Below are 26,307 nucleotides of genomic sequence, written 5' to 3'. Positions count from 1 at the left end.
GTCACCATCCACAGGCTACCCGAGCAATGCGCGGCCAGGCCCAGTCACTGCGCCCGCATTAGTGGTTTACTACTTGAGGACACGGATTCGATCGAGGAACACCACACATGACACAAAGCCAGTCGAGGTCCCCCAACCCGGGCCACTGGCAGGGGGCAGGGCCGGAGCGCGAAAGCCTGGGAATTCTTACCCGGGCCAGGGACTTTGTCGACAATATTGCCAACACCTCCCCTGCGCGCCTGGCGTTGACGGCGTTCTGCGTTGTCATCCTCTTCTTCACTTTTTTCCTGAGCCTGCCAATTTCCTCTGCAACAGGCGAGATCACCCCGCTTCACCAGGCCGTGTTTACGGCGGTCTCTGCCGTCTGTGTCACAGGGCTGACGGTTGTCTCGACAGCTGTCCACTGGTCCTTTTTTGGTCAGCTGGTCATTCTGCTTGGAATCTTTGTTGGCGGACTGGGAACCTTGACCCTGGCATCCCTCCTGGCCCTGATGGTCAGCAAGAAACTCGGTGTCCGCGGGAAACTGATCGCCCAGGAAGCCATGAACAACGCTGGCAGGTTGGGCGAGGTTGGCACCCTGCTCCGGATCGTTATCACCACGTCGGTGGTCATCGAAGCGATCCTGGCCGCAGCGCTCATTCCACGCTTCCTGACACTGGGCGAACCGTTCTGGCAATCTGTCTGGCACGGGGTCTTTTATGCCATCTCATCATTCAACAATGCAGGTTTCACACCGCACTCCGACGGAATTGTGCCCTACGAAACGGACCTGTGGATTCTGGTTCCGCTGATGTTGGGCGTCCTTCTGGGCAGCCTGGGCTTTCCTGTTGTCATGGTCCTGCAGCAGAACGGGCTTAACTGGCGGAAATGGAATCTGCATACCAAATTGACCATCCAGGTCTCTTTCATCCTCCTGATGGCGGGAACGCTGCTCTGGGGACTCATGGAGTGGGACAACATCAGGACGATTGGCGGCATGGATCTTGGTGAGAAGATCACACACTCGCTGTTTGCATCCGTCATGACGCGCTCAGGTGGCTTCAACCTCGTGGATCAGAACCAGATGGAATCCACCACCATGCTCCTCACTGACGCCCTCATGTTCGCCGGAGGCGGGTCCGCGTCAACGGCAGGCGGCATCAAGGTAACCACCATTGCCGTCATGTTCCTGGCAATAGTGGCTGAAGCCCGCGGCGACTCCGATGTGAAGGTTTACGGCCGCACCATTCCCCAAGGCACCATGCGGGTAGCAATCTCCGTCATCGTTGCCGGTGCCACGCTGGTGTCGGTCTCGGCTTTCCTGCTGCTCTACATCAGCAACGCACCGCTGGACCGGGTGCTGTTCGAGACAATCTCGGCCTTTGGCACTGTGGGCCTCAGCACGGGGCTCAGCGCCGAGCTGCCGCCGTCGGGCGTCTATGTGCTGTCCGCCCTCATGCTTGCTGGCCGCGTGGGCACAGTGACCCTCGCAGCCGCGCTGGCGCTGCGCCAACGGAGCCAGCTGTACCACTACCCGGAAGAGAGACCCATCATTGGCTAATTCGCCCACGGCCGTGAACCGCCCAGCCCACAACGCACCAGTCCTGGTGATCGGCCTGGGCCGCTTCGGTTCCTCCACAGCAGAACAGCTGGTCAAGCAGGGCCGTGAGGTCCTTGCGATTGAACGCGACCGCAACCTGGTCCAGAAATGGGCCTCTGTCCTGACCCACGTGGTCGAGGCCGACGCCACCAACATCGACGCCCTGCGCCAGCTCGGAGCCCAGGAGTTCAGCTCTGCTGTCGTGGGTGTTGGCACGTCCATCGAATCCTCGGTGCTGATCACCGTGAATTTGGTTGACCTGGGGATAGAGCATTTGTGGGTCAAGGCAATCACGCCATCGCATGGGAAGATCCTGACCCGGATCGGCGCCAACCACGTAATTTATCCGGAAGCCGACGCCGGAGTCCGCGCCGCGCACCTGGTTTCCGGGCGCATGCTCGACTTCATTGAATTCGACGATGACTTCGCGATCGTCAAGATGTACCCGCCCCGCGAAACTGTGGGTTTCACCCTCGAGGAATCGAAAGTCAGGTCAAAGTACGGGGTAACAATTGTGGGCGTGAAATCACCTGGAGAGGATTTCACCTACGCCAGGCCGGAAACCAAGGTCTCGGCACGTGACATGCTCATTGTTTCCGGCCACGTGGATCTGCTGGAACGGTTCGCGGCGAGGCCCTGACCTGGATTGTTGGCCTAGGGGACGCACCCCCGGGCCACCTCGCTAGGAGCGTTGGCCTCAGTGTTCAGCTGGTGGCCTGGTCCAGTTCACCAGTGATCTCAGCTGCCCGGTCAGCAGCAGCCCTGGCACCAGCGGCGATGCTGGCCGGAATCCCCTGCCGGTCAAAAGCCTGGATGGCACGTTCGGTGGTTCCCTTGGGACTGGTGACTGCTTTGCGAAGCGCAGTGGGATCCGCTCCGGGCTCAGCAAGCATCATGCCTGCCCCTGCCACTGTTTCGCGAGCCAGCAAAAGGGACAGCTCGGCGTCCAGGCCCAGCTCGACTCCGGCGGCGGCCATAGCTTCGGCCAGGTAAAACGCATAGGCCGGGCCGGAGCCGCTGATGGCGGAGAGGGCGTTGACCTGCTCCTCCGGAATCTCAACCACGGTGCCTGCAGAGGCCAGGACGTCCTTGGCCTGCTGTAGCTGCTCGGGAGTGCAGTGGGTGCCTGCGGAGACGGAGAGGACTCCCCTGCCAAGGCGTGACGGCGTATTGGGCATGCTTCGGATCACAGGCTGGCCTTCTGGCAGCTCGGCTTCGAGCTGGGCAAGGGATACAGCTGCCGCCACACTGACAACAATCGTTTCCGGTGAGAGCACAGGGGCAATTTCCCTGGCAAGAGCGGCAATGCCCACAGGCTTCACGCCAAGGATGACCATGGCGGACCCAATGGCCGCATTCCTGTTGTTCTCGGGATCCTCGGCGCCAGCGATCGCTGTTATTCCGTGATGCCGCTGCGCCAGTTCTGCCGCACGTTCTGGCCGGCGCACGGTTGCCACAATGTCCGCAGGGTCTGTTCCGCCCTGGATCAGGCCACCCAAGATTGCCTCGTTCATTGATCCACAGCCAAGAAATGCGATTCGGTTACTCATCTTCCCATCATGGCAGCAACCTCAAGACACTGGCGAACGCATAATCCCAGGGTAGGCGGCCTAGAACTCACAGCTGGCTCCCATGCAGGACGCAGCGTTCTCCCACTTTCCGGCCCTAACGTAGTAACTACCTCATTGAGAGGGTGCGAGTGATGGCAGGCATGGAGATGTCTGCTGGCACCGGTGGTCTGCAGCGGGTTTCCCCCCATTTTCCCGCTGCGGACCCCGGTGCCTTCGCTTTTAACCCGGCGGCCTGGTTCCTGGGTGGGTCCCTCAGCTGTCAGTTAGGCGGACCGGCCAGCTTGGCGGCAACGTGCGGCGCTGGATCCAACGGCCCGGCGAAGACCAGTTGGTCGAGGCGACGCAGGATCAGCCCCTCCCGCAGGGCCCACGGGCAGATCCGGATCTTTTTGACGTTGAACAGTTCCAGTGCGGCCTCAGCCACCAGGGCCCCGCCCAGCAACTGTTTCGCGCGGGCGTCCGAGACGCCAGGCAGGTGCAGCCTGTCCTCCACCGTCATGGCGGAAATGCGCTGTGTCCAGATGCCTAGGTCCGTAGCACGCAGTTCGCGCCTGACATAGGGTCCGGCGCCACTGGGCGCGGCTCCGGCAATCCGTGCCAGGGAGCGGAAGGTCTTGGATGTCCCTGCAACCAAGTTGGCTCGTCCGAGGTCGTTGAACTGCCGCACTGCCGGTTTGAGGGTCGATCGGATGTAGCGGCGCAGTTCCTTGATGCTTTTGGCCGACGGAGGATCATTCTCCAGCCAGTCCCGCGTGATCCTGCTGGCGCCCAGGGGAACGGATGTGGCGAGCTCCGGAAGCTCGTCGTGCCCGTAGGCCATCTCGAAGGACCCGCCGCCAATGTCGAGGTCGAGGATGGGTCCGGCGCCCCAGCCATACCACCGGCGAACAGCAAAAAACGTCATGGATGCCTCATCGCGGCCGCTGAGTTCTTCAAGCGTCACCGTGGTCTCGGTTTTTACCCGGTCCAGGACGGCAATGCCGTTGGTGGACTCCCGAATGGCCGACGTACAGAAGGAGAGCAGGTCCTCCGCCTTGTGTCGGCTGGCAAATGCGCGGGCTTCCTGGACAAAGTCAATCAGTTCCCGCTGGCCCTCTTCGGAGATGTTGCCGTCACCGTCCAGGTACTGGACCAGGGATAGCGGCCTTTTGTGGGAGGCAAAGGGGACTGGCTGGGCCCCAGGGTGGGCATCCACCAGAAGGAGATGCACTGTGTTTGAGCCGATATCAAGAACGCCTAGTCGCATCCTGACATTATCGCCTGTCCCGGGCGGATCTTCGACCGCGAACCCGGTTCACATGCCCAGCAAGGCAGCCGAGCCTGGCGAGCAAACCTACTCTGGGACGGGAGCAGCGGGCTCGTCAGCACGCCTGAAGTCACGTTTGATGTTGGCGATGCCCTCGGGGTTGATCTCGAAACCGAAAGCAGCTGATGGATTGATGACCAGGCCCAGCTCATCGCCAATATTGGCAATAATTGCTGCGCCCTGGGTCCCAAGGATGTTCGGAGCAGCTGCACGGAACTGCTCATCCACGCGGCTGGGGTGCGAAAAAACAGCCAAGACAGGATCGCCGTCGGCATTGGAAAGGATCAGGGGTTCAACATTTGCGTCGGCGTTTTCCGGCGCTTCCTCGCTGGCCAGGTAGACCTCGCTGTTGAGGAAGGACAGGATCACGTCCACCGGATCGGACTCGGACTCGCCGCTCTGAACCAGCTTCTCTTCGAGTTCGTTCAGTGGCGCAGGGTCAGTGCTTGCAGGCTGTTCAGTCATGGTCCTACTCGATCACGTTGTGCCGATCACCGCAATTTCAGCCCAACGGCCGCGCCCGCGCTGGACGCAGGCCGGGTTCACCGCCCACCCCGCGGGAGAGGTTCGCGGGAGAGGGACAGGTTCGCGGGAACGTTCCCGCGATCTCGTCCCTCTCCCGCGATTTCGGAGCTTGTCCGGCGAACTCACCGCCACCCTACGAACCCATATCAGCCCCACACAGCCCAGTGAAGGCGCAGGCAGTGCTACTTCTTGGCGGCAACCTTCTTCTTCGCCGGCGCCTTGCGGGTGGTGGTGCGCTTAACAGGACCCTTGGCACGTTTTTCGGCAAGAAGCTCCACGGCCTGCTCACGGGTCAACTCCTCAAGGGACGTTGAGCGTGGAATCGTGATGTTGGTGACGCCGTCGGTGATGTATGCCCCGAACCGGCCCTCCTTGACCACAATGTTCTTCTCGGACACCGGGTCGGGACCAAACTCGGCCAGCGGCGGCACGGCAGCACGAGCGCCGCGCTGCTTGGGCTGCGAGTAGATCTCCAGTGCCTGCTCAAGAGTGATCGTGAAGATCTCCTCTTCCGTGCCAATGGAGCGCGAATCCGTACCCTTCTTCAGGTACGGCCCGAAACGGCCATTCTGAACGGTGATGAGGGTGCCTTCGGCGTCCTCGCCCAGCGCGCGGGGCAGGCTCATCAGCTGGAGTGCCTCTTCGAGCGTCACACCGTCAACGGTCATCGACGCAAAGAGCGATCCTGTTCGCGGCTTGGCCTTCACGGGCTTCTTCGGAGGCTTGGGCTTCCCGTTCTTGTAATACTCCACCGGCGCATTGGCCAACTGCTCCGCTGTCGGCTCTGGAATGACCTCTGTTACGTAGGCGCCGTAGCGGCCATTCTTTGCCAGCACGGTGTGGCCGGTGTGCGGGTCCTCACCGAGGACACGTTCCTCCGGCGCAGCAGTCTCCATCAGTTCAATGGCCTTGGCCGGCGTCAGCTCATCCGGGGCAAGGTCTTCGGGGACGTTGGCGCGCGCAGACTCGACGATCTCGCCGGTTTTCGGGTCGATGCTGGGGATGGAGCTTTCCAGATATGGACCGAATTTACCCACGCGCAAGGTGATGCCCTCGGTGATGGGGATCGAGTTGATCTCCCGAGCGTCAATCTCGCCAAGGTTATTGACGATGCTCAGGAGCCCGGGGTCTGAGTCTTCGCCGAAATAGAAGTGCTTGAGCCACGACGCCTTGGCTGCCTGGCCGTTGGCGATCTTGTCCAGGTCGCCTTCCATGTCGGCCGTGAACTCATAGTCCACGTAATCGGTGAAGTGCTGCTCCAGAAGCCGGACAACGGAGAACGCTATCCAGCTGGGGACCAGCGCAGAGCCCTGCTTCCGGACGTAGCCCCTGTCCTGGATGGTGGAAATGGTGGAGGCGTACGTCGAAGGACGGCCGATTCCCTTCTTTTCCAGCTCTGCAGTCAGGGACGCTTCGGTGAAGCGCGGCGGCGGTGAGGTGTCGTGTCCGACGGCGATGATGTCTTCCGCGGTCAGCGCGTCACCCTTTGCCACGTTGGGCAGTCGCCGCGAGTCATCGGCGTCGTCGTCCCCACGGCTCTCGTCCTTGCCCTCTTCGTAGGCGGCCAGGAAGCCAGGGAAGGTGATGACAGTGCCAGATGCGGAGAATTCGGCGTCACGGCCGTCCGTGGCAATCGCTCCGAGCCGGATGGTGGCCGTAGAGCCCTTGGCATCGCCCATCTGGGAGGCAACTGTGCGCTTCCAGATCAGCTCATAGAGCCGGAATTCATCGCCGGAGAGCTGCTTGGCCACTTGGGCCGGGGTACGGAAGGAATCTCCCGCTGGGCGGATGGCCTCGTGGGCTTCCTGGGCATTGGCTGCCTTGCCGCTGTAGACGCGCGGCTTCTCCGGAATGTATTCGGGGCCGTAGAGCTCCGAAGCCTGCCTGCGGGCAGCTGTGACTGCCTCGTCGCTCAGCGCGGAGGAGTCGGTACGCATATAGGTGATGTAACCGTTTTCGTACAGCCGCTGCGCAACCTGCATGGTGCTCTTGGACGAGAAGCGCAGCTTGCGGCCAGCTTCCTGCTGCATGGTCGAGGTGGTGAACGGTGCGGCCGGACGCCTCGTGTACGGCTTGGTGTCCACGGACCTGACAGTGAAGTCGACGCTCTCCAGGGCGGTGGCCAGTGAGGTCGCCAGCTCCTCGTTCAGGTGAGCGGCGTTACGGGCGGTGAGTTCGCCTTCGTCATTAAAGTCCCGCCCGCTGGCCACCTTTGCACCGTCAACCGAGGCAAGTTTGGCCTTGAAGCTGCCGGATCCCGCGCCGAACTGACCCGTCAGGTCCCAGTAGGAAGCCGAGGTGAACGCCATGCGTTCGCGCTCGCGGTCCACCACCATGCGCGTGACCACAGACTGCACGCGGCCAGCAGAGAGTCCGCGGGCTACCTTGCGCCACAGCACCGGAGAGATCTCGTAGCCGTAGAGCCGGTCCAGGACACGGCGGGTCTCTTGCGCGTCCACCAGGGCTGTATCAACGTCGCGTAGATTGCCCATGGCGCGTTGGATGGCTTCCTTGGTGATTTCACCGAAGGTCATCCGGTAGACGGGCACCTTAGGCTTCAGGACCTCCAACAGGTGCCAGGCGATGGCTTCACCCTCGCGGTCCCCATCAGTTGCGAGGTAAAGTTCGTCGGCTTCCTTGAGCGCAGCCTTGAGCTCTGTCACCTTTTTCTTCTTGTCAGCAGAGATCACGTAATACGGTTTGAAGTCGTTTTCGATGTCCACGGCAAACTTGCCCACCGGCGTTTTCTTCAGCTCGGCGGGCAGCTCGGAGGGCTGCGGCAAGTCCCGGATGTGACCAATCGAAGCCTCCACGATGAAGCCTTCGCCCAGGTACTTGGCGATGGTCTTGCTCTTGGCCGGAGACTCCACAATCACGAGTTTTTTACCGGTTTTGGCCTTACTTGGCACGGTGCTCCTACAGAAAAAGGTGGCTCGGGCAGATCCGCCCATGTTGGCCTAGTTCACCATATTTTGAAAGAACATGCGCATTCGGGCGTTGCAGAAGTCGTTGGCCGGCCCTTTATTCTGCAGGCTCAACATCCGGCGGGAGCGCCGTTTCGGGGCCGGTCATCAGGAATCATCGACCACATGGTGGCCATCCGCTGTGCCCCGTCGGGAATCCGCGAGTGGTCAGTGAGTTCATACTCCCGAAAAATTCCAATAAGGCGTTCGCGCAGTTCAGTGCGCTGGGCCGGCGTCAGGTAGAGGAGGTTGCTGGCGAGCACGACGGCGGCCGCCGGGCTCGCGTCCACCTCATCTTTGGTGGGGGTGCCAGCGGGTGTTGCGTCGCGCGAAGCGAGGGCATCCATCCGCTCGACATCCGCCTGGCGGGACGCCGCATACGCTGTGGCGCGACGTCGGAAAGCTTCCAGTTCCAGGTCGAGGACAGCAAACCCGGGGCTAGCGATGGCCCCACCGGAATTGATGGCAAAATCCGTGCCGGCAGCTTTCCAGCGGCGCTCCCTGGCGTCTCCGGTTGCTTCGCCCGGTGCCACGATGCCCCACTTTTGCAAGGCCCGGAGGTGGTAGCTCATGGCGCTGGGCGTCAGACCCGTCTGGGCGGCGAGTTCAGTAGCCGTTCGGCTGGCTTGGGTGGCATACAGTTCCGAGATCACCTCCAGCCGTGCGGCGTGTGCCAGGGCACGGATCGCCTTGGGATCAGTGATCTCCACCCGGGTATGTTCGCGGGCAGGCGCTGGCGAGGCGGGCACCACATCTGCCGGTGTCGCCTCGGATTCTTCAGCAGGGCTGGAAGACGTTGTCACTTCGCCAGTCTAGCGAGCATACGAGGGGTATGAAGGAATTCTTTGAGAGCGTCACGCGGTGGTCTGGTCAGGAGTCAGGAAGCAGGAAACCGTCCAGGACCAAGTTGCGGACGTCGCTGAGGAGTTGCGTCCGGAACTGCTGCTCCACGAAGTCGTCTCCGCCACCCAGGAGGGCCACCAGTGCGCCCATGATCTGGTCCACCGAAAGGTCGCCGTCGCAGGCCGAAATGAAGCCAGCCAATTCTGTGCTGAGCAGGTTGGTGCGGCGCAAGCCCGCTCCCTGCCGCAAAAGGATTACGCCCGGATGCTCGGCACCGGGCCGCTGATGCCGTTCCTCGGTGACGTCATCGGCCACCACCAGATGCGTTGTTCCAAGATGACTGCGCGCTACCCAGTCAAAACGGTCCACGGCGGCACCAAGATGCTCTCCCACGGGCTGCTCGATCGGATAGGTGATCTCTTCCCAGCGTCCGAGCCGCAGATCAGGGGCGTCGGTGGCGGGACGTCGCAGGAAGACCATCCCGAACCCGATTCCGGTGACCTGCCGGGAAGCAAAATCCGCCAGATATGCGGCGTAGGCCTCTCGATACTTCGCGCGTTCCCTGCCCTGCGATGCATCCTGGAGCCAGGTCTCGGCGTAGATTTCCGGGCTCACGAGTTCCCGCTGGATAAACCAGGCATCGGTTCCCTCGGCGATCCACTCCTGCGGCCTGGCGGACCATTCATCGTCGGCCGAAACTTCCCAGTTCCCCAGCAACTGCGCAATTCCCCCGGGGGCCAGGACTGCTGGAAGCCCCGCCACCAGCAGGGACACAATTTCATCCCCGGGCAGCCCGCCGTCGCGGTAGGTGAACTGGCCAGCGGCCTCTTCCCCGGCGCTACGCGGGGTGATGACAAAAGGCGGGTTGGATACCACCAGGTCAAAGGTTTCTCCGGCCACGGGTTCCAGCAGCGAGCCAAGGCGCAGGCTTACGCGGTCCTCAAGGTTTTCCGGATCGATGCCCAGCGCATCGGCGTTCAGGATCAGGTTGAAGCGTGTGAACGCGAGCGCCCGCACTGAGATGTCAGTGGCCGTGACGTGCTCAGCATGGTGCAGGAGGTGGAAGGACTGGATACCGCAGCCGGTTCCCAGGTCCAGTGCCCGGGCTGCGTGGGAGCGCACGGTGGTCTGGACCAGGGTGGTTGATGCTTGTCCGATGCCCAGCACGTGATCGTGCCGAAGGACACCATCCTGCTGATGTGCGGCAAGGTCACTTGCCACCCAGAGGTCCGCGCCTCCGCTGCCGTCCTCGTTGGCGTCCCATCCGTAGGGGCGCAGGTCTACCCTGGCCCGCAGCAGGGTGCCATTCGAGGTACTTGCAGCTGGCTGGATGTCCACCAGTCCCAGCGCCAGCAGACCGGCAGATCCCGCGGTGGGCAGAGCGGCATCCACTGCATCCTGGCTTTGCGGAACGGCGAGCAGCCACAGCCGGACGATGGTTGCCAACGGGTTGTCCGTTGCCGCATCGGTGGCAATCAGTGCCGGAATGAGCTGGTCCCGGTCCAGCGCGGTGAATGCGGCGGGCCCCAAGAGTGCCGCTACACCCTCTGCGGTGTAACCGATCGCCCGAAAATCAGCTGCTAGATCCCTCAGCAGGTCAAGGCGGTCGCTGCGCGGAGCGTCGGGGGTTGTACTGGCCGTAAATACTGGGGATTCGCTCACGGTTCCAGTCTATGGGCGCCATGAAGGCCTGCTGTGATCGGAAGGACTTACCGGACACCGAATGCTCGCCTCGCAACAGCCAGCCGGTATTTCCTGGTCCGTTCCTCTGGCCGCCACGGAACTGGTGGGTTACGGTGGAAGCTCCTGTTGGAGGAAAAACCATGGATTGGCCCACGGAGGCCTGAGGAAAGGCTGGGGGTGGAACGCGATGACTGTTCTCACGGCACACCACATATCCCAGACTTTCTTTTCCTTCCCCTTTGCCGCCTGCTCCGCCTGAGCATTACCTGCGGTAGCCGCCAGGGTCCACAGCGACTCGGCCAGGGGAACCTTTCCGAAGGTAACCACAGTGAACACCTCTTCAATGGCGGCCACCACTGCCTTTGATGGCCTCTCGCACTACGGCTACACCACAAAAATCGCAGACCACTTCGATGACCATGTGCTCCCCGGTGCCACCGGTAGGGGGCGGGTGGTGCGTGCTGACCGCTCGCTCCTCCTGGTCGCTACAGCCAGCGGGCTCCAGCACATCCCCTACCCGCTCTCCGGCGAAAGCGCCGCGACGGGCGACTGGTTATGGTTGGGACCCAACCGCGCAGGGCAAAACCAGGTCTTGGGGATCCTGCCGCGCCTGACCGAGCTCACCCGTAAAAGGGCTTTCGAGAATTCTTCGGTGGCCCAGGTCCTGGCAGCCAACATGGATGTCGTGGGTGTGGTGGTTCCCGTAGACCGCCCCCTCACACACAACCGCCTGGAACGCACCCTGGTGGCGGCGTGGGATTCCGGGGCCACCCCACTGGTGATCATCACCAAGGCGGACCTCGCCGGAAAGGCGGACGACGTCGTCGGGCACGTTGTCCTGCAGGCTGCGGGAGTGCCTGTGGTCACCACTTCGGCAGAAAGTGGGGATGGCCTGGAGCACCTTCTTGAGTACATCCCAGCCGGTAGCACGCTGGTGCTTCTTGGACCCTCAGGCGCAGGGAAGTCGACGCTCATCAATGCGCTGGTGGGTGAACAGGTCCAGGGCACGGGGCAGGTGCGGGCTGGCGATGCCAAGGGCAAACACACCACCACGGCGCGTGAACTCGTAGCGCTCGCCAACGGGGCGGTGCTGATGGACACTCCCGGGGTCCGCGGTTTCGGACTGTTCGATGCTGGGGACGGCATGGATGCCATGTTCGGCGATGTCGAGGAGCTGGCAGGCAACTGCAGGTTCGCGGACTGCGCCCACCAGACCGAACCGGATTGTGCAGTGCAAGCTGCCCTAGAGGATGGCAGCTTGCCGGAACGGCGGTGGCACAGCTATCTGAAGATGCAACGCGAGCTCGCGGCACTGGCAAGGCGCGGGGACGTGGCAGCCCAGCGTTCCTACACCAGGGAACGGCACCAGCAAGTGGTCTCAGGTGGCGCAAGCCAGCGCTCTGCCGAGCGCCGCGCAGCCGAAGGGCTGGGATGGACCGAGAAGAAAGGCCGGACCCGGAAGGACCGCACTAGGTAAGGGAAGCTGCAGCCGCTGACGGCGTTCCCTGCCGCCCCGCCCCGGATGCAATCCGGGGCGGGGCACGCGGGTAGATTGGAAACATGGTTTTTGCGTCCCCCACCTTCCCGCGCGCCGCCCTCCTGGGCTCCGCGGTCATCCTCGTCGCCCTGACGGGTTGCTCGTCGCAGGTTTCGGTTGAAAAAGCGGATGTGGCGCAGTGGCAGGCCACGGCTTTGCCATCCCCCACGGCAGGTGCACCAGGCGCTGTGGCGGTCGAGGAATCAGGCAAACTTGTGGACACAGATTCGGCGCAGGTCTCGGTCGAGGTTCCCGCGGGGCGGTACACGCTGACAATGGTGTGCGAGGGCGGCGGCAAGGCCTTCCTCTACGCAGAATCGGGTGGCAAAGATGTCGCGGACGTTGGCGCGGCCTGCTATGCGGGCAAAGAGAGCACCCCGCTGAGCCTCTCCAGCGATACAGAGGTCACCTTCCGGCTGTCAAGCGTCGACGCACCGCTGCTGTGGTCCTACCGGCTCACGGCCAACTGACTCTGGCGCCACTCCCCGATCCCACCGGAGGCAGGCAGCGCCCACCTCTGGTGCCGTTGCCCCGTCGGGCCTAAAGTCGGACCATGAAGTCATCGCTGGCGCAAAGGCGTGGCACGTGTCTTTGTCTTGCCATGGCAGGTGCTATGACGGGTGGGCTGCTGACCGCCTGCGAGTACACCTACGACGACGGCGGTTGGCGCCCAGCGGCACCGGAAGAAAGCTCCGCAGCCACTGAAGACCGGGCCAGGAGGTCACCGCGCCTTCCGGCGGTTGGCCCCGATGATCTCGCCTCCTGGGCGGCCACCGCAATTTCCGGCGCGCCAGGTGAAGTGCTCAAAACAAGCACCGGAATGCTGGGGCAGGATGACGTCAGTTTTGAAACCGCCGGCCCAGTGCCTGCGGGAAAATACACTGTCAGCCTTGCTTGCCAGAGCGTCGGCAGGGTGGGTTTCACCATCCGGGACGACAACGTGGCAAGGGTGGACTTGATCCTGCGGTGTGGCAAGGCTCAGGTCCACGAACTCACGGTGGGCGAGACCTCCTTCATCAGTGTCCGGATCACGTCCCAGGAGAGGGCAAATTTCGTTTTCAGCATTACGCGGCGTTAAACGATCCCCCACCTGGGATTTCATGTCCGCTAGACAGCGCAGCCGTCCGGACAGCGCAGCGTTTCTGGATCCGAGGCACACTCGGCGCAGTAGAGAGTCAGCGTCCGGCAGCTGGGATTGGAGCAATTCTCAAATTTGCTGGTGGGTGCCGAGCACCGCACGCACTGGCCAATGGTCTTCGCATCGTCGCTGAATTCCAGGTGCATTCGCTTATCAAAAACGTACAGGGAGCCCTCCCACAGGCCCTTGTCCCGGAACGCTTCACCATAGCGGACAATCCCTCCGTCCAACTGATAGACCTGCGTGAAGCCGCGGTTCACCATCAGGCTCGAGAGCACCTCACAACGGATTCCACCCGTGCAGTAGGTCACCACTGGCTTGTCTTTGAGATCGTCGTATTTCCCGGATTCGAGTTCCGTGATGAAGTCATGGGTTGTGGCAACGTCCGGGACTATGGCGTCCTTGAACTTCCCAATCTGGGCCTCGAACGCGTTCCTGCCATCAAAGAAGACCACGTCCTCGCCGTCGTGCCTCTTCGCGTTCACCAGCTCATGCAAGGCTTCGGGGCTCAGGTGCGTGCCCCCGCCCACCACACCCTGTGCATCCACGGCAAGTTCGCCCGGGGCACCGAACGAGACAATCTCGTCACGCACCTTAACACTGAGCCGGGGAAAATCGTCAGCACTTCCGTCGGACCATTTGATGTCGATGCCGCGGAAGCCGCTGTGCTCGCGGGTTGCCTTGACGTACTGCTTAACAGCACCAATCTCACCACCCACTGTGGCGTTAATTCCGTCTTTGGAGATGAGGATGCGTCCGCGGAGCCCCAGCTTTTCGCAGAGGGCGCGCTGCCAGAGCCTGATGGCGTCCGGGTCCAGCAGAGGAGTGAATCCATAAAAGAGAACAATCTTATTCAAAGCCACGTATTTAAGGGTACTGGTTACGGTTGAACTGCATTTGCGACGCTGCCCTTGTTGCTTGGTGAGTCGCTGGAATACCCTCATCCCATGAATCCCGAGAAGATCGTTGACGACGCTGCTTCCCTGCTGACCGTATGGGTGGCTGGTTGGGCGGCCTGCCGAGGGTTCTCCACGGCCCCCGAAGGACGTTTTCCCTCGGCCCTGCGCACTGACAGGGATAGTGCCTGGGAGTATTTCGCCTACGAACCAACCGAGGAAGAATTTACCGGTTTGGCCGCCAAGACAGCTGCTGCTCCAGGCCGGATCCTGACCATTCTCAGCGACGATGCCCTGCGGTATTCGGCGATGGCCAGCAAGCATGGCCTGGCACTCAGTCCAGTGCCCCAGATGATGATGCTGGTGGACATGACAACCCAGGACGCCGAGGACCCTTGGCTCGCTGATGACGACTTGAGCCTTGAGACCTCCTACGAGGACGGCATCTACCGGGCAGTGGTCCGATCTGACACAGAGGTTGCTGCAAGTGGTCAGATGTCGGTGGTCGATTCCACTGCCGTGTTCGACAAAATCGAGACCGACGCACAGTTCCAGCGCCGCGGGCTGGGAAGCCTGATCATGAAAGCACTTGCGGCCCAGGCTCCGACGCATGACGTCACGGAGGGCTTGTTACTCGCGTCCGCGGATGGACAGAAACTGTATTCGCATCTGGGGTGGAACAGCCTTACCCCTGTCATGATGTTTTCGGTTGCTGGCGACGAGGGTGACCTCTCCCTGAGCTGAATCCCTGTCTTTCGGCGGCCTAGGCATGTGCGCGGTGGGAGAATGGGGACGTGCTTCCCCATGATTCGCTGATTAACCTGCTGGGCCGTGGCCCCCATCCGGAACAGCTCCGTCATGTCCGCACCATTGCATCCCGCGTTGCCGTCCATGAGCCTTGGCCAGCCTGGGCGCACCCCGATGTTACAGCCGCGTACGGCGATCTTGGAATCGCAGAGCCCTACCTGCACCAGGTCCAGGCCGCCAATATTGCACACGCCGGGCGCAACGTGGTGATTGCCACCGGGACTGCGTCCGGAAAGTCGCTGGCGTACCAGTTGCCGGCAGTGGATGCCATCCACAGGTCCGAGCTGCGCGTCCTCAGCCAACCGGGCAAGATCCATGACGACGGCGCCGTCACCCTCTACCTGTCCCCCACAAAGGCGCTCGCCGCGGACCAGTTGGCAGCCATCCGCGCTTTGAAGTTACCGACGCTCAGGGCCGAGACGTACGACGGCGACACAGACCCCGCTTCCCGCCGCTGGATTCGCGACCACGCCAATTTCATCCTCGCCAATCCGGACATGCTGCACTTTGGGATCCTGCCCAACCACACCTGGTGGGCAGGATTTTTCCGACGGCTGCGTTACGTGATTATTGATGAGGCGCACAGCTACCGTGGGGTGTTCGGCTCGCACGTGGCCAACCTCATGCGCCGGCTGCGGCGCATCTGCGCCTATTACGGGGCGGGTGAGAACCACCCCGGGCCAGTCTTCATTGCTGCCTCCGCGACTGCCTCGGATCCTGATGTATCCTTTGGTCGCCTCATTGGCGCGCCTGTGGAGTCCGTATCCACAGACTCTTCCCCACACGGGGCAACCACCGTTGCGTTCTGGGAGCCAGCACTGACGGATGTGAAGGGCGAAAACGGCGCGAGTGAACGCCGCACTGCCGTCGCCGAGACCGCCGACCTGCTGGCCAATCTAGTCTCTTCCCGCATTCGCACCATTGCCTTCATCAAATCGCGACGTGGCGCCGAAACCATCGCCAGTATCAGTAAACGACTCCTGGACGAGGTGGATCCCAGCTTGCCCGGGCGGGTGGCGGCCTACCGCTCGGGCTATCTTCCGGAAGAACGTCGGGCACTCGAACGTGCGCTTCGGTCCGGGGAACTACTCGGAATTTCCAGTACATCAGCACTGGAACTGGGCATCGATATTTCGGGCCTGGACGCCGTACTGATAGCTGGTTGGCCAGGAACGCGAGCCTCGCTGTTCCAACAGATCGGGCGAGCTGGGCGTGCTGGCCAGGACGCCATCGCTGCGTTTGTGGCCAGTGACGACCCGCTGGATACCTATCTGGTCAACCATCCCGAGGCCATCTTTGATGTCTCGGTTGAGGCTACGGTCTTCGATCCCGCCAACCCGTATGTGCTGGGCCCCCACCTGTGCGCTGCTGCGGCAGAACTGCCACTGGGCGTAGGTGAACTGGAACTCTTTGGACCCACAGCACGTGGATTGCTGGATCAGCTGGTGACGCAGGGCTATTTGCGGCGCAGGCCCGCGGGGTGGTTCTGGACCCATCCGCAGAGTGCCGCTGGAATGGTAAACCTTCGGGCCGACGGTGGCGGCCCGGTCAGCATCGTTGACGCTGATACGGGTTCCCTGCTGGGCACCATGGACTCGCCACAGACGCATTATCAGGCCCATACTGGCGCTGTGTACGTCCATCAGGGGGACAGCTATGTAGTGGAGGAGCTCAACGAACAGGATCACTGCGTCGTCGTGCGCCGTGCCAATCCAGACTTCTACACCACGGCGCGAGACGTTACCCAGATTGAAGTCCTGGAAACTCAGCGGACAGAGGCCTGGGGAGATGTCACAGTTCACTTCGGAGACGTCAAGGTCACCACCCAGGTAGTTTCTTTCCAGCGCAAGGCCTTGATCTCCAACGAGATCCTCGGCGAGGAACCCCTCGAACTCGGCGCCCGGGATCTCTTCACCAAGGCGGTCTGGTTTGTCATGGAGAATTCCACACTGACCCGAGGTGGGCTGGTGGAGCCCCAGTTTCCTGGTGCGCTCCACGCAGCAGAGCACGCGGCCATTGGGCTCCTTCCACTGGTGGCTTCCAGCGACAGATGGGACATTGGCGGGGTTTCTACGGCACTCCACGCCGACACCGGAGCTCCCACCATCTTTGTCTACGATGGCCATCCGGGCGGTGCAGGGTTTGCCGAACGTGCTTTCGGGAAGGCCCAGACCTGGCTGGCTGCCACGCGCGCCGCCATCAGTGCATGCGAGTGCGAATCTGGCTGTCCATCCTGTGTCCAGTCTCCCAAGTGCGGCAACAAGAACAATCCCCTGGACAAAGCCGGCGCCATCATGCTGCTGGATGTGCTGCTCAAAAATGCCCACAATCCCTCTGACGCCGCGGGCCCATCCAGTACTGTGCTCAGGACCTCACCTGCCGCCGCGGGCCCAGTGAGGTAGGGGCCCTGGTCCCCTGGCGGCGGTCCGGCACGGGAGCGCCCGATGGCAATCCCCACTAGGGGCCGCTGCCGCAGGACAGTGTCGATCTCCACGCTGAAGTCAGACGCGGTGCTGCATCGACTGACATCGGCCCCGTTCATCGCGGCGACGTTCCTGGCCACAGTGCAGGGTTCACCAGGTTTCAGGCCACGCCATACATCTGCGGCAGCCAAGGCAGCTAGATCCGCCGCAGTGGCAGCACGGCCAGACAGGACAGTCGCCTGAAATGCCAGTGCTACGGCGGAAAGGCAGAAAATGAGCGTCAGCGCGAGACCCAGAGCAAGCACCGTTCCGGCCCCGCCTTCCCTGCAGGGATCTGGGACTTGTCTACCCTGGCTTCGCACACGAAGACCTCGGTTCACGGCAGGGTCCCAGGGGATTCATAGCGTGCAGTTGCGGTCGCCGATAAAACCCACGGAATGAGGTGCCCAAGCGGGCCGGCCGGCTGGTCAGAGACAACCACTGTGGTCCACTCTCCGATGTCGCTGATGCTGACCTGGACCGTAGGGCCGCCCACCCTACTGACGGCCTGCTGCGCAGCACTGACGCTTTCGCCCCTGGCCATGACACGGGCGGCCGACTGCGCAGCTCCCTCGAGACGGACCTGGGTAAGCCCTGCCGAAACGCCCGCGAGAAGAAGCGCGAGAAGGAAAACAACGGCAGGCAGGGCAACAGCGAATTCAGCCGTCACGATGCCGCCGTCCGTGGAAAGCCGCCTGAACCTCGTCCTGTTGGAGCTTCCAACGAACCACCAGGGGTAATCCCCGGCGGAGTCCACACGGATTTCCACGGCGCCTCCGCTCCTGCGCTTCCTGTACCTCACGGCAGTGACAGTGCAGACCGGATGATATTCAGCAGGAAACCGCGGACTTCATCACTGCGGAGCAGGAAGACAAGGACACCTGCGAAACCCACGGCGGCCAAGGTGGCAATAGCATATTCCGCCGTAGCCATGCCGGTCTCTGGCCCAATCGTCCGGAGTCTTTCGAGGTCGCCTGACCGGTGGCCCTGGGTAAAGGAAGACCCAGAGAGCACGAGGTCGGAACTGGCCTTCCGCGCATGCTTCCCCGCACCAGTTCGGCCGGACGACTGAACGGCCATGGCACTGTGGCCGTCCGAAGAATCCTGGATGAAGTTCACCGGCATGGCGTGCCTCCCTGACGCGCTGACGCTCGGGATCTGGACGTGAGCACTCGGGAAAGCGTGCCTACCGGATGAAATATGGCTGCCGGCTAGAACCTGGCCGACCGGAGCTCCAGGGGTGTCCGAACCGCCGTCCTTGCCCGACCCACCGATTCTTGCGGGGCCTTCCGCTGGGACATGTGCCCCATGCACTGAGTGGACTTGATAAACCGCTGATGTCACCATGATGGTCCTTCCAATAGACCCGACGGGAGTGCCGGAATTTCAGATTCCCCCATGCAGCTGGCCCCTGACAGCCCCTGTCCGTCGCATGTGCATAACTCAGCCTGTCCCCCACGGCCAGGTTCCCGATCACGACGGGATGAGGGCAAGGAGGACGGGCACAACGCCCAGGCAGATGAAGGCGGGCAGTGAGCAGAGGCCCAAAGGAATCACGAGTTTGACGCCGAGCGTCGCGGCTCGTTTTTCTGCCTGTCTGAACTCATCACGACGGATCCTGGCCGCCTGGGCATAGAGGATCGTGGCGGATGGCGCTCCAGTGAACGCAGCGAACGTCAGGGCATCCCGAAGGATGCTGACCCTATCTGGCAGATGGTCGATCGTGTGCCAGGCGGCTGCCCATTCAGCTCCCATAGACAGTGCGGAGGCAACAGGAACAAGAGCCTGGCGCAGCGCTGGTGCGGCTGAGTCCGCAACGATCTCCAGGGCCCTGCCAACTCCTGATCCAGCTTCAAGCATGGCCGCGATAAGCTCCAGGACCATTGCTGCATCTGAGAGCCCACAGTTCCCGGAACCGGGTTCCCCACCGGTAGACACTCGTCTAGGACCGGAGCCAGCAATGGTTCCGCCTGCACTACCCTGTGCCGTTTCTGGCAGAAGTACCCTGAACGCCCTGGACCTGCGCTCACGCGCGGTGTGCCGACCCAGGGCAGCACTTGTGGCCAGCAAAACCGCGACAACGAAGCCCGCTGCCCATGACGAATTCACGGCGATATTCCGTTGGCTGCATTGGCAACGAGTCTGGCCGACCAGATCCGGCCGGTCACGGTGAGCACCACGCCAGCGCAGAGAGCTCCAACGCCCGCAGGTGTGCCCAGGAGGCTACTGAGCGGATCAACACCCAGTGCCATTCCCACCCCGAGCCCGAGGACAGGCAGCCACGTCAGGAGCGTGACAGTTGCTCGTGGGCCAGCCAATGCGCTCTGCCTGGCAGCCTCTGCGTCTTCTTCGGCTTCCAGCTGGGCCGCAAACCGGGACAGGACATCTGCCAGCGGACACCCGCTGGCTTCCGCAACTTCCAGGCAACCAGCAACCTGGCTCCAGACCTGGATTTCCTTGGCGTCTGTGCCTCGAAAAGCCAACGATAAGTAATGTGCAGACGTGGAACCTCCCGTCACGGACATCCCGACAACTGGATCTCCGGCTGCGGAACCGGCAGCCACAGTTCTCCGGATTGCTTCAGCTGCGGGCAAACCCAGTGCTGTCGCGGCGCACGCGGCCCGGATGACGCGCTGGGAAACAGGATTGAGCACTGCCCCCTGCGAACTGCGCACCTGGACTGCCGCACCTTGCGCTGTGCTGGGCTCGTCCCCGTGGACCAGCAGCAGGTCTTCCCACATTCGCGGTGGCTGGCGACCGCCCTGGAGCAACGCCGCCATCTGCAGGACCACGCCAGTGAGCTGGGCCGCAGAACCGCGTTGGGCCAGCCTGTGCCTGAAGGTCACTCTTGGCCAGAATGCTTTTGCCCGCCCGGACTCCGGGCTCGATCGCTGCTTCAGCGCGGAGTTCCCGTCTACGGGTCCGGACTGTTGGGCCCAGCCCTCCTGCCGATCCGGGTTTTGGGACCGCAAAACAACCCGTGCCCTGAACAATGCTTCGCGTCGGGGCAGATGCCCAAGCCAGAGAGCGCTGGCCAGAGCCAGTACCAGCAGGAGTGTCACGCTGCGCCAACTCCTCTGTGACGTGGTGGGGAAGCAGCGCTGCGTGGCGCACTCTGGCGGCCAGGATCTTGCATCAGGCCCAGTTTCCCAGCGAGTTCCACCCACCCGGGCCCCTCGACTGTGCATCCTTCACTGAGGGTGAGGGCTGGGATTGTGACAAGGCACTCTGCTTTTTCCTGTACCAGCGCAATACAGGCCAGGCGCCGGCCCTGGTCCGTGCGGTGCAGGTGCAGAACCGCGTCCAGTGCACTGGCAGCCTGCAGACGGACGGCATCACGGTTGAGGCCGGCCAAGGCCCCAAGTGCAGTCAGCCTGGCAGGAACAGCTGACGCAGTATTGGCGTGAATGGTCCCGCCTCCCCCCGTGTGACCGGTATTCATGGCTGTCAGGAGCTCGCGGACTTCGGCTCCGCGGCACTCCCCTACCAACAGCCGGTCTGGCCGCATTCTGAGTGCCTGGCGGATCAGTTCAGCCAACCCAATTTCTCCGCCACCTTCAAGGTTTCCGTGCCTGGCTTCGAGGCAAATGACGTGAGGATGCGCTGGGTTCAGTTCAGCGGCATCTTCAATAAGTACCAGCCGTTCCGAGGACGGGCAGAGACCCAGGAGTGCTGCAAGCAGGGTGGTCTTCCCCGAACCTGTTGCTCCGCTGATCAGGAAGCTCAGCCGGTGCCGTACCAGCCGCTGCAGAATATCCTGCAGCCTAGAATCGAACATCCCGGATTCCCGCAGTTCGTCAAGGGAGAAGACTGTTTCCCGGCGGATCCGGACACTGAGGAGCGTTCCGGTTGTCGATATCGGTGGCAGTACTGCATGAACCCGATAACCGCCAGCTAGCCGGACGTCAACACATGGGGACCCATCGTCGAGTCTGCGCCCACCTGCCGCAACGAGCCGCGTGGCAAGCGAACGGACCTGCAGTTCACTGTCAAAGACGACAGGAGCGCGTTCCAGGCCCGCGCCCCTGTCCATCCATACTGACAACGGGCCATTAACAAAAATGTCTGTTACAGCAGAATCCCGCACCAGTTCCTGGAGTGGTCCCAACCCATTGAGCTCGGCGCTGATCCGCTCCACAGCAGCCAACGAGCCAGCTGTACCCAACAAGCGGCCGGTTCCTTTTAATGCGGCCGCAACGCGCAGGGCAGTCACCGGACCCGACTCGGCAAGGACGGCTTCGCGGACGGTATCCAACAGCGAGGGATCCAGCAGGACCGGATCCGTCGCTGGGTCAGGCAAACCAGTGGTGACTGACCCAGGCACGCGTTGCAGACGAAGTTCCGGACCCCTTATCCCACTGTTAGGGGCGCCTGAGGCAGCGGGCCAGGGCGGTGGATGAATCCGGGGTTTCATGCTGAGGTTCCTGGTAGGTGATCCCCCACCAGATCAAGCACTGTGGTTGCAAACCGCTCCACAGGTCTGCGCCGGCCGATCTGCAGGAGGGTTCCTGTCTCCATAGCTGCACTGGTGCCCCGAATCTCGGGAAGGACACCACGCAGCGGGATCCCGACAGCCTCAGCCATGGTGTCTGCGTCAAAAGATGGTCCGGCCTTTCCCCGGACCACCAATCCAATGTCGATCGGCGGCAGCTCCTGCAGAAGGCGTGCGCAAGACACTGCGGCTTTGAGCTGCGCGGGCGCTACAAGAAGCAGCCTGTCGCAGTCCCAGCCGAAAACTTGGGCTGACCCGACTGAACGACCAATATCGACAACAACAAGTTCGTAGGCACGGCGGGCTGCTTCCATGACACCAGAAACAGTTGGCTGTGGGGGTGACTGCTGACGCTCGCGGCTCCCGCGCCAGGAGAGAAAGGCGAATCCACCTGCAACGGGCATCGATTGGCTGAGTTGATCGGGATCGATGCCGCCACTGGCCGCTGCCAGGTCAGGCCAGCGAAGGCCCGGGGACTCTTCAGCAGCAATAGCCAGCTCCAGACCACCGCCCCAGGGATCGCCGTCGACCAGCAGCACTGAAATACCCAGACCAGCTGCCACCTGGGCAATCCAAATTCCGCTGGTGGTGGCGCCCGCACCACCACAACCGCCAATGACGCCAAGAACCAGCCCACCAGCGTCTGGGGCACGTGTTCCACTAAGAAATTCAGCCAGCCACACGGCAGCATCGGGCAGGACCGCCACCCGCTGGGCTCCGAGGGCAGCGGCCAGATGCCAGAGGCTGTCCCCCTCACCGCTCAGTCCAACCACAGCAGCTGGCACCCGCCAGCGCGGCGGTATTTCACGGATGTCGCTACCCACCAGGACAGCAAGGGAACGATCCCAGAAGGGCCAAGCCTCAGCAGTGTCGGTGACACAACGCAGCCTGCCTCCCCCAGCTGCGACAATCCTTTCAACCTCAGCGCGCAGAACCTCAAAGCCGGTTACCAGCAATACCTCTGCACGGGGTGCCGCCGCTTCTGGGCCACTGACTGGCTGTTGATGCCGTCTCATGAGTCCACTGTGCGTCGACCAGCGACTCCGGGGCTCCACATCGGCACGCTATGTGGATAACTGATGCCGAAACAGCGTCGACGTGAAACAGGGGATAGCGCTGTGTTGGATTCGTTTTCTTGGCTTGCCGGCCCACTGCGGACATTCGCTGACCGCACGGCTACTGCCCTGACGCCACAACTGTCACGAAACGCTGCGGGAGGCGGCAGAATTGATGACATGTTCCTGTTACTGGCGGCCCACCCTGACGGCGCAGCCCTGCAGGCACTCAGTGCTGACGGGTCCCCCCACCCGGATCGGCCAGAACCGCGGGTCATCCGTGCTGCGGACCTTCCCGACGTTGTCCGTCGACTCGAAGCAACCCCGGCTGCCCACCGCCCCCGCTGGGTATGGCACCGCACCCAGGACTGGTACCCGCACCTCCTGACCGCCGGCGTCGAGCTGGAGCGAAGCCATGACCTGACCCTGTGCGGAACTATTTTGGCCTTCTCTGACCTGACTGCCGGCAGCGACTACGCGCGCACGGCGCGGAGGCCGGTCCCCGATGATGGCATGGCTGAACCCCCGCGGGCGCTGTTGCCGCCACCTCCACCGGCGGACCAGGGCGCCCTCTTCGATTCCCCGGCACCCGCGCGTGCGGCCTCTCCTTCGTTGCGTGATCTGCGTGCGGAGTTTGCGGCTCAGCAGGAGGTGGTGGCATCCATCAGTTCCGACGACGGCGTCCGGCAGCGACTGCAACTCCTTCTGGCCGCAGAATCCGCCGGCGGAATGATCGCCGCCGAAATGCAGCACACCGGCGTGCCGTGGCGGGAAGAGATTCACGAGCAGATCCTGGCAGGCTACCTAGGCCCACGACCGGGCAGCCACCAGAGGCCAGCGCGGCTGGAAGCACTTGCCGTTGAACTGCGCAGTATCCTGCAGAGCCCCACCCTGAACCCGGATTCACCGCAGGAGCTCATCCGTGCACTGCACAGAAATGGGATTGAAGTACAGAGCACCCGCCAGTGGGAACTGCAGGAACTGACACACCCCGTGATCGCACCGTTGCTGGAGTACAAGAAACTGTCCCGCCTTCACACAGCCAATGGCTGGGCCTGGCTGGACGCGTGGGTGGCAGGCGGCCGCTTCCGTCCGGAATACGTGGTGGGGGGTGTGGTGTCAGGCCGTTGGGCGTCCCGTGGTGGCGGCGCCCTGCAGATCCCACGCCAGATCCGCGGTGCCGTCCATGCAGATCCCGGCTTCAAACTCATCGTCGCGGATGCCTCGCAACTTGAACCGCGGGTGCTGGTAGCCCTGGCCAGGGATACCCGGATGGCAGAGGCCGCGCGGGACAAGGACCTGTACGCAGGCATCGCCAGCCAAGGGTTTGGCGGCGACAGAGCCAAGGCAAAAGTAGCGCTCCTGGGCGCCATCTACGGAGCAACCACCGGCGAATCGGGACGCCTCATGCCCCAACTTTCGCGTACCTATCCCCGCGCCGTGGACTACGTTGAACAAGCGGCCAGGGCCGGCGAAGCCGGCGGAACTGTTACCACCCGGTTGGGACGGAGCAGCCCGCCGCCGTCGGAAAGCTGGTACAAAAGCCAGCGGTCCGGCTCCGCGGAAGAACAACGAAGGGCCGAATCGCTGGCCCGCTCCAGGGGACGGTTCACCAGGAACTTTGTGGTGCAGGGCTCCGCGGCGGATTGGGCAGCATGCTGGCTGGCTGAACTACGGCGTCGGCTGCGCCGGATGCGGGTGCAGGGACAACCCGCGGCGGAACTCGTCTTTTTCCTTCACGACGAGGTGATGGTACATGCTCCGGACCACCTGGTGCCGGACTGCGTGCAGGCCATTGAGGAAGCTGCTGCTGCTGCCCGTGAACTGCTGTTTGGCCGGATACCGGTGGAATTTCCCGTCAGCGTCGCCATCGTCGAGTCGTACGACAAAGCCAAATAGCGTCGCTCCGGGTGAAGGCCACCGGAGCAGGCAGCGCCTGAGCCGGGCTACTCCAAGCTCAGGACGTGTCCCCGTCCAGCGTCCCAGGGCACAGCCCAGCCCAACTGGGCGAAAAGGTGATCTAGGATCATGGCAGTAAATCCCCACACCACGACCCCGTTCACCAGGAAACCTGGCGTTCCGGGTAGCCTTTCACGCCCCGCAACGGTGACAGTGACTCGGTTGTCTGGAGCCAGCAGGTCACGGACCGGAATGCGGAAAACCTGTGCTGACTCTGCAGGGTCCACTACCCGGATTGGCGATGGTGCCGCCCACCAGGCAAGCACGGGTTTGACCAGGAAATTGCTGTGCGGGATGGCCAGTTCCGGCATGACGCCCAGAACCTCGACGCCGGCAGGGTCCAGGCCCGTTTCTTCCTGGGCCTCACGCAGTGCTGCGTCAGCTGTCGTGGCGTCGCCGGGATCGATGCTGCCACCAGGAAAAGCCACCTGCCCAGGGTGCGAGTTCAGGGTAGTGGCTCGTTCCAGGAGTAGGACGTCAAGATCAGCTGCCACCAGATCAAGCGGAGAAACTGCAGGAACGTCATCGAGTACCCCAAAAAGCATCAGGACGGCGGCCCGGCGAGCAGTTGCCGGATCTACGCCCTGACGCAGGAGTCGCGGGTCAGCACCGCTGCCGTTTCCTGCCGCAACGGCGCAGGCATGGCGAAGAAGGTCATCCCGCGCAGTGATGACGGGCGCCGCTGGGAGGCCATCCGGATCTGCGCAGAATGTTCCGGATCAGCCCGATACGCTGCCAGCAGTTCCTCATTCCCGGGAGCTAGTTCATATTTGAGGAGTTTCGCCGCCTTCACGGGGTCCGTCTCACCGTCTCCGTAGCTTGGACACAGCTGCGCGAGCGGACAGACCCCGCAGGCGGGCTTTCGTGAATGACACACACGCCGGCCATGGAAAACCACCCGGTGCGAGAGCATGGTCCAGTCCCTGGGCTCGAAAAGTTCGGCGGCGTCTTCCTCGATGTGCACCGGATCCTCGCTGGACGTCCACCCGAATCGCCTAGCAAGCCGACCAAAATGCGTATCAACTGTTATTCCAGGGACCCCAAAAGCGTTACCCAGGACAACGTTGGCAGTTTTTCTTCCCACCCCAGGCAGGCTGACCAGGTCTTCCAGCCGGCCGGGAACAACGCCGTCGTACTCATCGACAAGTCGGGTAGCAAGGGCTATCACGTTCCGTGCCTTGGCCCGGAAGAAGCCAGTGGATCGGATGATCTCCTCCAGCTCCAGTGGATCGGCCTGCGCCAGGCCCTGGGGGTCCGGATAGCGTGCAAAAAGCGCCGGTGAGATGAGGTTCACTGCCACGTCAGTGGTCTGTGCCGACAGGACCGTCACCACCACCAGCTCAAAAGCGTTACGAAAGTCCAGCTCGGCGTGCGCATAGGGATAAGCCACTGCCAGTTCCCTGTTGATACGCCGCGCCCGCCGTTTAAGGGCCAGTGGCGACTCCGAACCGGCAGGCAGGGGCAGATTACGGGCGCCTGCCATGTGACCG

23 protein-coding genes and 1 pseudogene are annotated in these 26,307 nt (G+C 62.7%); 8 read left to right on the top strand and 16 right to left on the bottom strand.

Features of this window, described 5'->3' with window-relative positions; genetic code table 11:
• Nucleotides 1–107: 107 nt before the first annotated feature.
• The gene (locus QMG79_RS01590; protein WP_283536811.1) at nucleotides 108–1,541 is read left to right on the top strand and encodes a TrkH family potassium uptake protein; all 1,434 of its coding nucleotides are present in this window, start codon (nucleotides 108–110) and stop codon (nucleotides 1,539–1,541) included.
• Nucleotides 1,534–2,220: a potassium channel family protein gene (locus QMG79_RS01585; protein WP_283536810.1), complete on the top strand. Its 687-nt coding sequence runs from the start codon at nucleotides 1,534–1,536 to the stop codon at nucleotides 2,218–2,220. The genes QMG79_RS01590 and QMG79_RS01585 overlap by 8 nt, the downstream gene beginning before the upstream one ends.
• A 64-nt stretch (nucleotides 2,221–2,284) precedes the next feature.
• Here the strand turns inward: QMG79_RS01585 and proC are convergent, their stop codons facing one another.
• The 6 genes from proC to QMG79_RS01555 form a co-directional block, all read right to left on the bottom strand.
• Nucleotides 2,285–3,130, bottom strand: coding sequence for a pyrroline-5-carboxylate reductase (gene proC, locus QMG79_RS01580; RefSeq protein ID WP_283536809.1), 846 nt, complete (start codon nucleotides 3,128–3,130; stop codon nucleotides 2,285–2,287).
• Between the two features lie 280 nt (nucleotides 3,131–3,410).
• Nucleotides 3,411–4,397, bottom strand: coding sequence for a Ppx/GppA phosphatase family protein (locus QMG79_RS01575; protein ID WP_283536808.1), 987 nt, complete (start codon nucleotides 4,395–4,397; stop codon nucleotides 3,411–3,413).
• Nucleotides 4,398–4,484: 87 nt separating this feature from the next.
• Nucleotides 4,485–4,922: an SseB family protein gene (locus QMG79_RS01570; protein ID WP_283536807.1), complete on the bottom strand. Its 438-nt coding sequence runs from the start codon at nucleotides 4,920–4,922 to the stop codon at nucleotides 4,485–4,487.
• Between the two features lie 242 nt (nucleotides 4,923–5,164).
• The gene (gene topA / locus QMG79_RS01565; RefSeq protein ID WP_283536806.1) at nucleotides 5,165–7,891 is read right to left on the bottom strand and encodes a type I DNA topoisomerase; all 2,727 of its coding nucleotides are present in this window, start codon (nucleotides 7,889–7,891) and stop codon (nucleotides 5,165–5,167) included.
• Nucleotides 7,892–8,016: 125 nt separating this feature from the next.
• Nucleotides 8,017–8,748: an ArsR/SmtB family transcription factor gene (locus QMG79_RS01560; RefSeq protein WP_283536805.1), complete on the bottom strand. Its 732-nt coding sequence runs from the start codon at nucleotides 8,746–8,748 to the stop codon at nucleotides 8,017–8,019.
• A 67-nt stretch (nucleotides 8,749–8,815) separates the two neighbouring features.
• A complete protein-coding gene (locus QMG79_RS01555) occupies nucleotides 8,816–10,450 on the bottom strand; it encodes a DUF7059 domain-containing protein (RefSeq protein ID WP_283536804.1) in 1,635 nt (544 codons plus the stop codon).
• 364 nt (nucleotides 10,451–10,814) lie between these two features.
• Here QMG79_RS01555 and rsgA point away from each other — a divergent pair, with 364 nt between their 5' ends.
• The 3 genes from rsgA to QMG79_RS01540 all read left to right on the top strand — a co-directional run bounded on the left by rsgA (nucleotide 10,815) and on the right by QMG79_RS01540 (nucleotide 13,086).
• Nucleotides 10,815–11,948, top strand: a complete 1,134-nt coding sequence (rsgA, locus tag QMG79_RS01550; RefSeq protein ID WP_283537331.1) for a ribosome small subunit-dependent GTPase A — start codon at nucleotides 10,815–10,817, stop codon at nucleotides 11,946–11,948.
• A gap of 83 nt (nucleotides 11,949–12,031) precedes the next feature.
• The gene (locus QMG79_RS01545; protein ID WP_283536803.1) at nucleotides 12,032–12,478 is read left to right on the top strand and encodes a DUF6023 family protein; all 447 of its coding nucleotides are present in this window, start codon (nucleotides 12,032–12,034) and stop codon (nucleotides 12,476–12,478) included.
• An 83-nt stretch (nucleotides 12,479–12,561) separates the two neighbouring features.
• The gene (locus QMG79_RS01540; RefSeq protein WP_283536802.1) at nucleotides 12,562–13,086 is read left to right on the top strand and encodes a DUF6023 family protein; all 525 of its coding nucleotides are present in this window, start codon (nucleotides 12,562–12,564) and stop codon (nucleotides 13,084–13,086) included.
• Between the two features lie 29 nt (nucleotides 13,087–13,115).
• Here the strand turns inward: QMG79_RS01540 and trhO are convergent, their stop codons facing one another.
• The gene (gene trhO, locus QMG79_RS01535) at nucleotides 13,116–14,009 is read right to left on the bottom strand and encodes an oxygen-dependent tRNA uridine(34) hydroxylase TrhO (RefSeq protein WP_283536801.1); all 894 of its coding nucleotides are present in this window, start codon (nucleotides 14,007–14,009) and stop codon (nucleotides 13,116–13,118) included.
• Nucleotides 14,010–14,093: 84 nt separating this feature from the next.
• Here trhO and QMG79_RS01530 point away from each other — a divergent pair, with 84 nt between their 5' ends.
• On the top strand, nucleotides 14,094–14,786 hold the full coding sequence (locus tag QMG79_RS01530; RefSeq protein ID WP_283536800.1) for a GNAT family N-acetyltransferase: 693 nt from the start codon (nucleotides 14,094–14,096) through the stop codon (nucleotides 14,784–14,786).
• Between the two features lie 50 nt (nucleotides 14,787–14,836).
• Nucleotides 14,837–17,251: a DEAD/DEAH box helicase gene (locus QMG79_RS01525; RefSeq protein ID WP_283536799.1), complete on the top strand. Its 2,415-nt coding sequence runs from the start codon at nucleotides 14,837–14,839 to the stop codon at nucleotides 17,249–17,251.
• 80 nt (nucleotides 17,252–17,331) lie between these two features.
• Here QMG79_RS01525 and QMG79_RS01520 read toward each other — a convergent pair.
• The 7 genes and pseudogenes from QMG79_RS01520 to ssd all read right to left on the bottom strand — a co-directional run.
• Nucleotides 17,332–17,577: pseudogene (locus QMG79_RS01520) on the bottom strand (Rv3654c family TadE-like protein); the annotation flags it as partial.
• A gap of 71 nt (nucleotides 17,578–17,648) precedes the next feature.
• A complete protein-coding gene (locus QMG79_RS01515; RefSeq protein ID WP_283536798.1) occupies nucleotides 17,649–18,080 on the bottom strand; it encodes a TadE family type IV pilus minor pilin in 432 nt (143 codons plus the stop codon).
• Between the two features lie 29 nt (nucleotides 18,081–18,109).
• Complete coding sequence (locus tag QMG79_RS01510) at nucleotides 18,110–18,436, bottom strand: DUF4244 domain-containing protein (protein ID WP_283536797.1); 327 nt, start codon at nucleotides 18,434–18,436, stop codon at nucleotides 18,110–18,112.
• Nucleotides 18,437–18,784: 348 nt separating this feature from the next.
• Nucleotides 18,785–19,420, bottom strand: a complete 636-nt coding sequence (locus tag QMG79_RS01505; protein ID WP_283536796.1) for a type II secretion system F family protein — start codon at nucleotides 19,418–19,420, stop codon at nucleotides 18,785–18,787.
• Entirely contained in the window at nucleotides 19,417–20,373 is a 957-nt protein-coding gene (locus QMG79_RS01500; protein WP_283536795.1) for a type II secretion system F family protein, read from the bottom strand. Before QMG79_RS01500 ends, QMG79_RS01505 begins: the two co-directional genes overlap by 4 nt.
• Nucleotides 20,370–21,635, bottom strand: a complete 1,266-nt coding sequence (locus QMG79_RS01495; protein WP_502934684.1) for a TadA family conjugal transfer-associated ATPase — start codon at nucleotides 21,633–21,635, stop codon at nucleotides 20,370–20,372. Before QMG79_RS01495 ends, QMG79_RS01500 begins: the two co-directional genes overlap by 4 nt.
• A gap of 86 nt (nucleotides 21,636–21,721) precedes the next feature.
• On the bottom strand, nucleotides 21,722–22,819 hold the full coding sequence (gene ssd, locus QMG79_RS01490; protein WP_283536794.1) for a septum site-determining protein Ssd: 1,098 nt from the start codon (nucleotides 22,817–22,819) through the stop codon (nucleotides 21,722–21,724).
• 219 nt (nucleotides 22,820–23,038) lie between these two features.
• On the opposite strand from ssd, the gene QMG79_RS01485 reads away from it, so the two are divergent.
• Nucleotides 23,039–24,757 (top strand): bifunctional 3'-5' exonuclease/DNA polymerase, encoded by a 1,719-nt coding sequence (locus tag QMG79_RS01485; protein ID WP_283537329.1) that lies wholly within the window; start codon nucleotides 23,039–23,041, stop codon nucleotides 24,755–24,757.
• Between the two features lie 47 nt (nucleotides 24,758–24,804).
• Here the strand turns inward: QMG79_RS01485 and QMG79_RS01480 are convergent, their stop codons facing one another.
• Nucleotides 24,805–25,488 (bottom strand): NUDIX hydrolase, encoded by a 684-nt coding sequence (locus QMG79_RS01480; RefSeq protein ID WP_283537328.1) that lies wholly within the window; start codon nucleotides 25,486–25,488, stop codon nucleotides 24,805–24,807.
• Nucleotides 25,395–26,300, bottom strand: coding sequence for an endonuclease III (gene nth, locus QMG79_RS01475; RefSeq protein WP_283536793.1), 906 nt, complete (start codon nucleotides 26,298–26,300; stop codon nucleotides 25,395–25,397). The genes QMG79_RS01480 and nth overlap by 94 nt, the downstream gene beginning before the upstream one ends.
• Nucleotides 26,301–26,307: the final 7 nt, after the last annotated feature.

It is taken from the genome of Pseudarthrobacter sp. PS3-L1 (assembly GCF_030063285.1).
Lineage (GTDB): Bacteria > Actinomycetota > Actinomycetes > Actinomycetales > Micrococcaceae > Arthrobacter.
Note: the sequence above shows the minus strand (reverse complement) of the source record. Positions and strands in the feature narration are given on the sequence as shown.